Origin of the sequence: Chryseobacterium sp. GM_Chr_2, assembly GCF_026540445.1 — a bacterium.
GTDB lineage: Bacteria > Bacteroidota > Bacteroidia > Flavobacteriales > Weeksellaceae > Chryseobacterium.
Window position 1 is genome coordinate 75279 of sequence record NZ_JALNUD010000010.1, and the last position, 12542, is coordinate 87820.

At 35.7% G+C, this 12542-nt stretch carries 9 protein-coding genes and 1 riboswitch; of the genes, 3 read left to right on the forward strand and 6 right to left on the reverse strand.

Translation table 11 applies throughout. The features are described from left to right. A complete protein-coding gene (locus tag OXQ85_RS15270) occupies nt 1–612 on the forward strand; it encodes a hypothetical protein (RefSeq protein WP_267405553.1) in 612 nt (203 codons plus the stop codon). 100 nt (nt 613–712) lie between these two features. Further along, complete coding sequence (locus OXQ85_RS15275; RefSeq protein WP_267405554.1) at nt 713–967, forward strand: CPCC family cysteine-rich protein; 255 nt, start codon at nt 713–715, stop codon at nt 965–967. A 462-nt stretch (nt 968–1429) separates the two neighbouring features. Here the strand turns inward: OXQ85_RS15275 and OXQ85_RS15280 are convergent, their stop codons facing one another. Both OXQ85_RS15280 and OXQ85_RS15285 read right to left on the reverse strand, forming a co-directional pair. Then, entirely contained in the window at nt 1430–2923 is a 1494-nt protein-coding gene (locus OXQ85_RS15280) for a RagB/SusD family nutrient uptake outer membrane protein (protein WP_267405555.1), read from the reverse strand. Nucleotides 2924–2939: 16 nt separating this feature from the next. Then, complete coding sequence (locus OXQ85_RS15285) at nt 2940–5849, reverse strand: TonB-dependent receptor (RefSeq protein ID WP_267405556.1); 2910 nt, start codon at nt 5847–5849, stop codon at nt 2940–2942. A gap of 83 nt (nt 5850–5932) precedes the next feature. After that, nucleotides 5933–6030, reverse strand: a riboswitch (SAM riboswitch). Between the two features lie 400 nt (nt 6031–6430). Here OXQ85_RS15285 and OXQ85_RS15290 point away from each other — a divergent pair. Further along, nucleotides 6431–6838 carry a type II 3-dehydroquinate dehydratase gene (locus tag OXQ85_RS15290; protein WP_267405558.1) on the forward strand — a complete coding sequence of 136 codons (408 nt, stop codon included), beginning with the start codon at nt 6431–6433 and terminating at the stop codon, nt 6836–6838. 163 nt (nt 6839–7001) lie between these two features. On the opposite strand, the gene pckA is transcribed toward OXQ85_RS15290, so the two are convergent. The 4 genes from pckA to OXQ85_RS15310 all read right to left on the reverse strand — a co-directional run bounded on the left by pckA (nt 7002) and on the right by OXQ85_RS15310 (nt 12522). After that, entirely contained in the window at nt 7002–8621 is a 1620-nt protein-coding gene (gene pckA, locus OXQ85_RS15295; protein ID WP_267405559.1) for a phosphoenolpyruvate carboxykinase (ATP), read from the reverse strand. Between the two features lie 128 nt (nt 8622–8749). After that, nucleotides 8750–9655 carry a GYDIA family GHMP kinase gene (locus tag OXQ85_RS15300; RefSeq protein ID WP_267405560.1) on the reverse strand — a complete coding sequence of 302 codons (906 nt, stop codon included), beginning with the start codon at nt 9653–9655 and terminating at the stop codon, nt 8750–8752. A 9-nt stretch (nt 9656–9664) separates the two neighbouring features. Continuing rightward, the gene (gene fabD / locus OXQ85_RS15305; protein ID WP_267405562.1) at nt 9665–10540 is read right to left on the reverse strand and encodes an ACP S-malonyltransferase; all 876 of its coding nucleotides are present in this window, start codon (nt 10538–10540) and stop codon (nt 9665–9667) included. 50 nt (nt 10541–10590) lie between these two features. Further along, the gene (locus OXQ85_RS15310) at nt 10591–12522 is read right to left on the reverse strand and encodes a LysM peptidoglycan-binding domain-containing protein (RefSeq protein WP_267405564.1); all 1932 of its coding nucleotides are present in this window, start codon (nt 12520–12522) and stop codon (nt 10591–10593) included. Nucleotides 12523–12542 lie beyond the last annotated feature (20 nt).

Here is a 12542-nt window from a genome sequence, read left to right on the forward strand (position 1 = left end):
ATGAAAAAGATAGCACTAACTTTATTTTTAATCATAAATAATTTAAATTCACAAATTTACAATATGAATGTAATTACTAAAAATATTGAAGATAAACATCTCACAGTAAGAATTAAAAACAATAGTAAAAAAACATTATTGCTTTATAGCGGATTATTTGAGACTAATTTTAAAATAATAGATAATGATGGTAAAGAAAATATTGGAGAAGTAACAAGTATATACTCAGGAGAAGATTCTCTAGATTATCAATTTGACTACAGTAAAAGTTTAATAAATAAAACAATGAAAAAATATTCCTTATCTTTTAGAGAAGCGATATTATATTTACATTATAAAAATAAATACATATTAATTCCATCTAAATGTACAAAAGATATTGACTTACCAATAATTACTAATAGTAACACAATGGAATATAAATTAGATTCTACAAAGTCTTACTTTTTATCTGCATCTACAACATTTTCTGCAGAATACATTCCTCAATATGTAAAAGATTCATTAATGTCTGAAAATATAGAAATTATAACTCCTAAAATTAATTTCTGTAAAATAAACGTCAATATAAATAAGTTCTTTAGAAAATATAAGGATCACTATATTAAATAATAAAAGGCAACCTTTTTACTACTCTATGATATGCTAAAATTTATTTTTAAATCATTCTTACATCCTAAATAAGTTATTATTTATAAGCGATTATAATCATATGGAAACTAAAAAATATAGTAAATTCTCGTGCCCATGTTGCGGATATCATACTCTTGAATACAAGGCTGATAATACGTTTCAAATATGTCCGGTATGTTATTGGGAAGATGATGGAGTACAACTTCATGATATTGATTATGATAGTGGAGCAAATAATGTAAGCTTAAGAGAGGCAAAAATTAATTTTAAAAAGTATGGCGCGATAGAAAAAAGATTTATAGAATTCGTTAGACCTCTTTTAAAAGAGGAATAATATTACACATAAAGACTTTCCGAAAATTTTGGATAGCCTTTTTTATCAGAACAAAATAATCTCTTTAAATTTATATTTTATTTAAAATCGCTAAGATTATTCAAACAATGAAAATGAAAATAACAATCCAGAACTGCAGCGACGAAAAATCTCTATAATAAAAGAGCCTGAAGCTTTAGAAGCATTTATTGAACCTAATGATGAAATAAAAGTTGAGACCAACGAAGAGGAAGAAAACATCTATCTAAATGTGGGTAAAAATGATGATGGAACTATTTACATTCAAATTTGGGATGCTCTAAAAACACAATACAAAATTTACCACCAAGGCAAAAATATGTTTGAGGGTTACTTATAGGTATTCAATCTTTAAGTGAATACTTTCATTTGTATACATCATTAATCATAAAAAAGGCTGTCCTCAAATTAGGGCAGCCATTTTAAGAATTTAAAAAACTAATACTATAAATTCGGATTATTCTCCACTTCCTTCTGCGGAATCGTAAACAAATAATACCTGCTATTCGGAGCAAAAGAAGACTGATCAGGAAAAGCATATATCGTGTGCCCTCTTCCGGCAACATTTTTCACTGTTCCGTCGGGAGTGGTGATTTGTACCTGAATCGAAGAACCGTCTGCATTGGTAAAAGGTTTTCTCACGACCGTTCCCTGCGTTCTGATGATGTCGGATAAAGAAAATCCTTCGCCGAACAATTCTTTTCTTCTTTCAATTAAAACCTCTTTAATCACATCATTTTGTGCTAAAGAACCTGAATATTGATTAGCATTTCTCGCCGATTTCAATTGGTTTAAAACAGTTACCGCATTGGTTACATTTCCGTTTCTGGCTTCGGCTTCGGCTTCAATTAAGTACATTTCGGCCGCTCTCATATAGACGATATCGGCAATTAAATTCGCTTTAAATTTAAATTTAGCATATCTCAAGAGCCCTTCCCTACCCGGAAGTCCGTCCCAAGAAAACAAAGAATAGCGAATATCATTGGTATCAAATAAATCTTTAAAATAAGGATCTGCCATGAAGCTGTAATAATAACTTCCCGAAGACGAAACATCCAAAAAATGGAAGGCATAACTCTCGCTAGACTGCTCTTGCGTTTGCCCGTGACCCCAAATCCACTCTCCGTTGCTGATGTCGTTGAAACCTTCTTTATATTTTTCAGCAGTCATTAAAGCATACCCGTTTCTTGCTACTTTTGCGGCAGCAGCAGCTTTTGCCCAATCACCTGTATTCAGATAGGTTCTTGCCAGCAATCCGTTCACCACCGATCTGTCGATTTTATCTTTATTGTTTCTCGTGTAATTTTGAAGCAATTGATCAGCATCTGTTAGATCACTTTTAATCAGCGTATAAATTTCTTCTAACGTTGCTCTTTTATTCGGCTTAGATTCAGTGGTTGTAGGTTCTGTATAAATCGGAGCCGTTAATGCCGTTTTATCTTTTAAATAACTGAACTGATAAAAACTCGCCAAATTCAGATAACAAAAAGCTCGAAGTGTTTTTGCCTGACCTTTCACCTGATCTTTCTTTTCCTGACTTCCCTCTGCCGCATCAATTCTTGTAATCACATTATTCATGTTGTTGATGGTAGAGTACAGCAAACTCCAGATGAAAAGGGCACGACTTCCTGTATTATTGCTTAAATCTGAAAATGTATACGCTGTGGGGAATCCGTATTTATTGGTTAAAACCGCCACATCACTTCCCATCGCATCGCTCGTTCTCAGTACGGTTGAATATCCGATGTTGGAATATGTTGTTCCATCATCATTAAATTTCGCCCAAGTTCCATTGATTACCGTTTCTGCATTATCAGCCGTTTTAAAAACTTCTGCTTCATTGGCCTGATTGGTCGGCGCCGTTTCCAGTTCGCTTTCACAGCTTGCCAGTGATAAGATCGCGATAATGGCAAAAGATAGATATTTTATTTTTTTCATTGTTTTAATTTTAAGATTAAAGAGTTGCCTGAAGTCCGAAAGTGATGGTTCTCATCGCCGGATATCTGTAATACGTTGTTCCATCCAATGATTGCTCAGGATCCATTCCTTTATGTTTGTAAAACGTGAGTAAATTTTCCCCCTGAACATACACTCTGAAGTTTTTCAAGCCCAATTTTTCAAAATAATTCGATGGAAGTGTGTATCCGATACTTACATTTTTCAATCTTGCATACGTTGCAGAATATAAAAATCTCGATGAGGTTGAAGTCCAGTTATTGGTTGTTGTGCTCAAAATAGGAACATCCGTATTTGTATTTTCAGGCGTCCATCTGTTGACCATTTCGGCGCTCCATGCACGTCCTGCCAAGTTTCCGTTGGACATGATGGATGTATAATCGGTATCCAAAATCTTTCCTCCCAATCTAAAAGTCAGTAAAGCGGAAAGGTCGAAGTTTTTATAATTTAAGCTTGTTGTTAATCCTCCCATTAATTTAGGAAGCGCCGAATCCTGAATTTCTCTTGCCGCTTTAGCATATTCGGAAGTGGTACCTTCCACTGTTTGTCCGTTGGCATCTGTTGTAATGGTCTTCCACAAAGGTTTTCCGTTAGTTGGATCTACACCTGCCCAAGTCGGAAGATAGAAATCGTAAACCGAACCACCCACAGTTAATAATTTTGTCCCGCTGATGATAGAAGACTGAGGAAGTTTTGTGATCTTGTTGTTTAATGTACTTAAATTCACATCTACATTCCATTGAAAATCATCGGTTTTTACAGGTGTTGTGAATAATGAAAATTCAAAACCGGTATTCTGCATCGTTCCGATATTGGCTTGAAACCCTGTAAATCCTAATGACGGCGCCAACGGCATTTCAAAAAGCAAATCCTGACTTTCACGCTTGAAATATTCTACATTACCTTTAATTCTGTTGTTCAGAATCGCAAATTCAAGTCCGATATTTAAATTAAGATTCGTTTCCCATTTCAAATTTGGTGTCGGAAGACTGCTTGCAACGGTTCCTGCTTCTCCTAAATTGTTGTAAAATCGATATAAACTCTGATAAGCATAATAGGTTTTAAGCTTGTCATTTCCCTGACCTCCGTAACTTGCACGAAGTGTCAGCTGATTGAATATATTCAAATCTTTAATAAAATCTTCATTCGACGCTTTCCACGAACCACCGACAGACCAAAACGTTCCCCAACGGTTATCTTGAGAAAATCTCGAAGAAGCATCTGACCTTACCGATCCTGAAATGAAATATTTATTCTGATAATCGTACTCCGCTTTACCTAAGAAACTTAGCAATCCCAACTGATCGCTGTTTCCTGTGAAACCACCCAATAAAGCTGCAGCGTCTGGTTCATAATAATACGGAAGTGAAAACTGAGATCTGTTTCCGGAAATCGTCTGATATTCATAATGATAAAACTCCTGCCCTGCCAATAAATTCACATGATGCTGACCGAATTTTTTATCATATGTTAAAATATTACTTGTGGTATAAGAAAGCGTTCTGGAATTTGTTTTAGTGACCGAACCGCCAATTTCAGTTCCTTGCCCTAACAGAGAATTGGTATAATAATGACCGTTATAATTCACCAAATCAACTGAAAAACTGGTCTTAAATTTTAGTTCAGGCAAAAACGTAAACTCAGCAAACCCCTTTCCTGAAAAGTTATCTTCTCTGTTTTCGTTTTTATCTAAAGGTAAAGTTGCTGCTAAATTCTGATTTTGTAAAGCGCTTGTTGGTCTGTATTTTCCGAAATCATAAATATAATTTCCGCCTGCATCAAGTTTATAGCTTCCGTCGGTATTTCTTTCATAGTAAGGATAAAATGAAGGAATAATACGCCCGACATTGATAATATTTTCAGAACTTGAATCCGAAGAAGCCGGAGCCAATTGAACGCTGTTGGTAAAGCTTAAATTCGCACCAACATTCAGCCATTTTTTAACTTCAGAATTTAATTTTAATCTTGTACTGTATTTTTTGAAACCAGATTCTATGGCAATTCCTTTATCATCTAAATAACCTAAAGAGAAATAATAGTTACTCTTTTCGTTTCCGCCACTGAAATCCAAATCAACCTGATTTCTAGAAGCCACACGTTGAAGAACATCTGCCCAATTGTCATTCCACAAAGCTTTTGCACCTGCCAACAATTTTCCGTCTGTTCCTACAGGTTTTGCAAAACTGGCTCCGTAAGGATTGATTCCCAAAGCATTCACCAAACCGTCTGTTGCCATCTGAGCCGCCTGCTGTGGAGCAATATTATTCGCAACATAGCCGTTTCTCATTGCCTCCCAATACAATTCAAAATACTGATCAGTATTTACCTGAGCATAATCTTTCACCGCTCTCGAAGAAAAACCCTGACTGATATTAAAATTGATCTTTGATTCTCCTTTTTTACCCGATTTGGTCGTAATGATGATTACTCCGTTTGCCCCTCTCGAGCCATACAACGCACTTGCAGAAGCATCTTTCAGTACACTCATCGATTCAATATCATTTGGGCTGATGGTGTTGATATTTCCATCAAAAGGAAGTCCGTCTACCACATACAAAGGATCGCTTGAAGCACTTATTGAGCCAATCCCACGAATACGAACCGAAGCTACAGACCCCGGCTGGCCAGAAGCACTCACCGCCTGAAGTCCGGGAACCTGACCTTCCAACGCTTTTGTAATATTGGTAACTGGTCTATTGTTGATTTTATCACTGGAAATTGTGGAAACCGAACCCGTATAGCTATTTCTTTTCGCTTTTCCATACGCCACAACAACTACTTCGTCTATCTCTTTTTCCTTCAGGGTATCTTTTTTTATTTCCTGACCTTGTACTCCGATAATTCCCAAGAAAAATACCGCGACAGGTGGAATCCAAATCTTAGAATTAAATGAATTTTTATTAATCATAATCAATTTTGTTTAACATTAATTAAAAATAAACCTTTTACAAAAAAGACAACAACAAGCACCAATAAATAGGATTAAATTATTGCTTATCTTTCCTTTTTAAGGCTGAATGTAACACCTTGCCCAAAGCAGGTTGTTAAGATTTCATAGGGTCAGTTCCCTCCATCTTTCTTTATAAGCCGATCGAAATATGGTTGCAAATCTAAAAACAAATAGTCTACAAAACAAGTAGACTTTAAAATTTTTGATTATAATTTTATGAAAATTAAGTTAAATTTATTTTAAAAACCACCAAAATAGACACTTATACAAATTGTTAAATTTTCAAATATGAGAAATATCATTAAAAATAATACAATGGATAAAAATTACATTCAAGACTGAATTAGGATTAAAATTCATTACGCAACCCTCGTCACTCCGAGTAGATTTTTACAAAAAAAATCGTATCGAGAAGTTTTGCTGTGGAAATAGAATTTGTGTTTCTGTTCACTGGTTCTCGATACATTTTTCTCCGCTTCGCTGCGAAAAACACTCGAACTGACGAAGGGAAATTCAAAAAAAGTTTTTAATTTTATGTTATGAAAATTTTAATTGTAAACGGTCCTAATCTTAATCTGTTAGGTACGCGAGAACCAGAAATTTACGGAACGGTAACGATGGAAGATTATTTAGAAAAATTACAATCTGAATTTTCTACGCATGAAATATCTTATTATCAATCAAATATTGAAGGTGAATTGATTAACCGTCTTCAAAAAGATGATTTTGATGCTTTGGTGATTAATCCGGGAGCGTTTACTCATTATTCTTATGCTATTACAGATTGTTTAAAGAATATTCAGAAGCAGAAAATTGAAGTTCACATCAGTAATATTTACAAGAGAGAAGAATTTCGTCAGAAGTCGGTAACGGCAGCAAATTCTGATGCTGTTTTATCAGGTTTTGGAATGGACGGATATCGATTGGCAATTTTGAGTTTGAGGTAATTTCATAGAGATAAAAATTGATAAATGCTTCGACAAGCTCAGCATGACAGTCCTAATACTAACTGTGTAATTATTTAACAGTCTATTTTTAGCGAGGTCCTGCTGAACTCTGCCGAAGCATTTAAAACATAAAAAAGCCTCATCAATGATGAGGCTTCCTAATTTAGTTAATTGCTTGTTGCTGTAACTGAGGACCGGAAGCAATAAGCTTTTTGCCCTCTTCGGTGTTACAATATTGTTCAAAGTTTTTGATATATCTTGAAGCTAAGTCTTTCGCTTTTTCTTCCCATTCAGAAACTTCGTTATACGTATTTCTTGGATCTAAAATCCCTTCAGAAACGTTTGGTAATTCTGTAGGAACTTCAAGATTCATAATTGGAATTCTTGTTTTAGGAGCATTTTCAATAGATCCATCGATGATAGAATCAATAATTGCTCTTGTATCTTTCAAAGAAATTCTTTTTCCTGTTCCGTTCCAACCTGTGTTTACCAGATATGCTTTAGCACCGTGTTCTTTCATTTTACCGATCAATGTTTTTGAATACATTGTTGGGTGCAATGTTAGGAACGCTTCACCAAATGCTGGAGAAAATGAAGGTTGAGGTTCTGTAATTCCTCTTTCTGTACCGGCTAACTTTGAAGTATAACCACAAAGGAAATGGTACTGTGCCTGATCTTCATCCAAAACAGAAACAGGAGGCAATACTCCGAAAGCATCTGCAGAAAGATAAACGATCTTACTCGCGTGTCCTGCTTTTGAAGGCAAAACAATTTTATTAATATGATAAATCGGATAAGAAACTCTCGTGTTTTCTGTGATAGATCCATCTGTATAATCAGCAATTCCGTCGTGAACCACTACGTTTTCTAGAAGTGCATCTCTTTTGATTGCTCTGAAAATATCCGGTTCTTTTTCTTCTGAAAGATCAATTACTTTTGCATAGCAACCTCCTTCATAATTAAATACTCCATTGTTGTCCCAACCATGCTCATCATCACCAATCAGATATCTTTTCGGATCTGCAGACAAAGTAGTTTTTCCTGTTCCTGAAAGACCGAAGAAAAGAGCAACATCTCCTTCTTCACCTACATTTGCAGAACAGTGCATAGAAGCCATCCCTTTCAAAGGAAGGTAATAATTCATCATGGCAAACATCCCTTTCTTCATTTCTCCACCGTACCAGGTTCCTCCAATGATCTGAAGTTTTTCGGTAAGGTTGAACATCACGAAGTTTTCAGAGTTTAATCCCTGCTCTTCCCAGTTCGGGTTTGTAGTTTTAGATCCATTGATTACTGTGAAATCCGGTTCTCCAAAGCTTTCCAACTCATAATGAGAAGGACGGATGAACATATTCGTAACGAAATGCGCCTGCCACGCTACTTCAACGATGAACCTTACTTTTAATCTTGTATCTGTATTCGTTCCGCAGAATGCATCTACAACATAGATTTTTTTAGCATCAGAAAGTTGGTTCAGCACTAAATCTTTACAAGACTGGAAAATTTCCGGAGATGTGGGCAAGTTTACTTTACCGTGCCAAAAAATCGTGTCTTTTGTAACATCATCCTGAACTATGTACCTGTCTTTAGGTGAACGACCTGTGAAAATTCCTGTTTTTACTGATACTGCACCAGATTCGGTAAGCTCAGCTTTCTCAAAGCCTTGATTTTCAGGAGAAACTTCAGCCTGATACAATTCTTCATACGAAGGATTATAAATGACTTCATAACTTCCTTTAATCCCTAATTTTTCTAAATCCTGGATGATTTTAGCGTGTTTCATTTTACTTATATTTTCTATTTCAATATTGGGGTTCAACAAAATTAATATTAATTAATTGTTAAAAGTGGTTTAAATATAATGATATAAGTCAGAATGGCAAATAAAAAAACAAGTTTGTAACAAACTGATTACAAACTAATTAAATCTTTCCAATTGAAAATTGTGCGAAAACCTTTCTCCCAAAAATAGTCCTCAAAGCCATCAAATTTTGAGCTCATGACAAAATCTCCACCCCAGGCTCCCAAACTTTTCACAAAAACAGGGATATCTGCAAAGAAACGCTCTCTAACTGTAGGAATTTCAAGGAATTTCGAAATTTGTTGCTCATGAATTAACATTAGTTCAGAAAAATTCCCCAATTCATTACATACTAAAATATTTCTTGTAAGATTCGAAAATTCATCAACCAGTTTTTGAGACTTTGTTTTAGACTTGTAAAAATTGATTCCTTCACGGCTATCCTGCTTCTGATTCAAATGAATAAAAATCAATTCATCTTTAAAAGAAGGATTGAAATTCGTCCGTTCATATGTAATCTCAGGTTTGCTTTGAAACAGCACTGCAGATTTCTCTTTTGCCACCGCAATATCGTATCCGCTGCCGCCTAAACTGATTGAATTTAAATGAAAAGGATCGATCTCAGCCCATTCCGCAAGATTAGTCATTAATGTAGAGCTGCTTCCCAAACCGTAATCTGCAGGAAACTGAAGGTTGGTTTTTAAATGATACGTAAAATCGTTCTTAAATTTGATTGTAGAAAGTGACTGAACATTTTTTAAGGTTTTTAAAATAAATTCAGCACTTGAAGTAATATTGGTCTCAATGATCTGCCAGTTTTTATAATCGATGACAGCTTTTAACCATAATTTGTTTTGATGATAGGCCTCCCAGAAAATAAGAGATTTCCCATCGTATTTTTCTTCAAAATAAAACTCTTGTCCCAGCTTGGTAGGTACCGCTAAGACAAGAGCTCCATCCATTGCGAAATATTCTGAAGTAAGCATCAGCTTTCCCGGTGAAAATATCTCGCCCATATTTTTTATTTAGATTGCAGAAGCAACAGATACAGACCCGTCGATTTTCTTGATCAATCCCTGAAGGGTTTTCCCAGGACCTACTTCAATGAAGTTATTAGCCCCGTCTTTGATCATATTCTGAACAGACTGCGTCCATTTTACAGGACCTGTTAATTGTGCAATAAGATTATTTTTAATCTCATCAGGATCAGTAATCGCTGTAGTCGTGATATTCTGATACACAGGAATTGTTGCTTTTCTGAATTTTGTTTTTTCAATCGCAGAAGCTAATCTCTCTTGTGCAGGCTGCATTAAAGGAGAATGGAAAGCTCCATTTACGGGTAGCAATAATGCTCTTTTTGCTCCGGCTTCTTTTAATTTTACGCAAGCTTCTTCAACTGCTGTTGTTTCACCGGAAATTACCAATTGCCCGGGACAGTTGTAATTTGCAGGAACCACAATACCGCTGATTGTAGCACAAATTTCTTCCACTTTAGCATCTTCCAATCCTAAAATTGCCGCCATAGAACTTGGGTTGGCATCACAAGCCGCCTGCATTGCTTTTGCTCTTTCGGAAACCAGCTTCAAACCGTCGTCAAAAGATAAAACGCCATTGGCAACCAATGCTGAAAATTCTCCTAAAGAATGTCCTGCCACCATTTCAGCGCCAAGACCGTTCACCGCTTTAAGAGCCGCTACTGAATGTATAAAGATCGAAGGTTGCGTAACCTCAGTTTTCTTAAGATCCTCATCCGCTCCATTAAACATAATAGAAAGAATATCGAAACCTAAAATTTCATTGGCAGATTCCATTAAGTCCTTAATGTCTTTTCTAGAATCGTATAATTCTTTTCCCATTCCTACGAACTGAGAACCCTGCCCAGGAAATACAAGTGCTTTCATTTAATAATTTAAAATATTTTGCAAATATAAATATAATGTTAATAATATCCTTACGGAACTAATCTGATTACTCTATAACCAGTATTTACATAAGCACCATTTGCTTTGGCTTTTACAAACTCAAACTTGGTAGCCAACTGAGTCTGAACCTTATTCATCTGTTTGAAAATTTCTCCTTTTTTGTTTTCTCTGGTTAACATATCGTTCACGACATCGAAACCAACAATAGCATATTTAGGAGGTGTTTTACAATATTTGCCCTTATAAGCCGCCAGAATTTCTTTTTCAAAACTTCCGTCGGTATTGATCTTTCTGTCCATCAAATAAACCAGATTTGCCTGGCTAAGGTCATCTACTTTTTTCTCAAAGCTTGGGGCATAATACATACTGAATGCTTTTACTCCCTGAACTTCTTTAGACAAAGCGATCACCTTATTCGAGAATGCTTCACCCGCCGCGGAATCTGCATTGGCTAAAATCGCGATTACCGGAGCAGACTGCCCTGTCATCATATTTTGATCCAACTGAATATCTGCTGCAGAATTCACGATCGTTACTGTTGGACTTTTTAATGTTTTTTCAAGACCTGCTTTAATGTAGTTGGCATTTTCTTTTTTAGCATCTGCCACTACATAGATTTTTTGGTCTGAATAAGAAGCTTTCACTTCCTCAACAATTTTATCAGCATAAGTTTGATCATTCGTTTCAACGATAATCAAATTGCTGTAGTTATATAATTCCGGAGAGTTCGCAAAAGGCGCTACAATCGGGATTTTTTGATTTTTAGTAAAATCCAGAACATCTACCACATTCGACTTGAAGAACGGCCCGATAATTAAATCTGTATTATCAGGATGCAATTGCGTTAAAGAATTTCTGAATGTTGCTTCGTTTCCTGAATCTACAATTTTAACCTCAAGTTTCTGTCCGTTTCTAGCATTTCTTTCAATCGCTAACTTCGCTCCCGTAAGGAAATCCATAGCCATTGCTCTGTACTGCGTTTCGTTGGTACTGTATCCGAAAGGAAGCATCAATACAACACTTAGCGCATCACCATTTTTCTTAACGTAAGCAGGATCCAGCTTTTTAATCTTTAAAACCATTCCCGTTTTTAAACCATGAGAAAGATCTGGGTTTAGCGCGATTAACTCATCAATTGAAATTCCGTATTTATTCACAATTGAGAATACGGTATCACCTTGCTGAACGGTATACGTTACAAAATCATCAGCAGTTGACGTAGCATTGGCTGAAGATCTTTCGTTTCCTGAATCTACTTTAGTTTTTGAATTAGAAGAAGATTCAGCAACCGGAGTTGTATTCGATTTTTTTATGATAATACTTTCTCCAGGCTTCAATCCTTTTTCCTCCAATCCCGGATTCAAAGCGAAAAGTTCCTGCTGAGAAATATTAAACTGTTTTGAAATTCTGTAATAATTATCTTTTGCCTGAACAACATAGTTTTCACCATCCGCAATCGGAGTTGGAGTTTCTACTGTTGACTGTTCTACAGGTTTAGGTGTTGAAACTGCTGCTACAGCCTGCTCGCCACCATATTTTTTAATGCTTTCAAGAGGTAAAGTGATCTCGTCGCCAATCTTCATGTGAGAATCCAGTTCAGGATTCATTTTTCTAAGATCAGTTTCAGAAATACGGTATTGCTTTGTAATTCCGTAGATCGTTTGTTTAGGCTGCAAAACAATTTTTCCAACCTGCGAAGTGCTGGTTGCTTTTGGTTTTTCAACTACAAGCGTTTTTGGAGCTGAAGTTGTAGTTTTATCATTTTTCACCGATAAAACATCACCAATTGCCAATTTGCCGTCTTTAAACTTCGGATTCATTTTCAGCAATTCATCTACAGTCATGCCGTATCTTTTTGCAATATTATAAGGATTGTCTCCTTTTGCAACAGTGTGCGATTTCTGAGCAGATACACCCAAAACCATACATAAACTGGATAGAATAAAAAACCTCTTTATCATATTCGATAATTATAATTTAC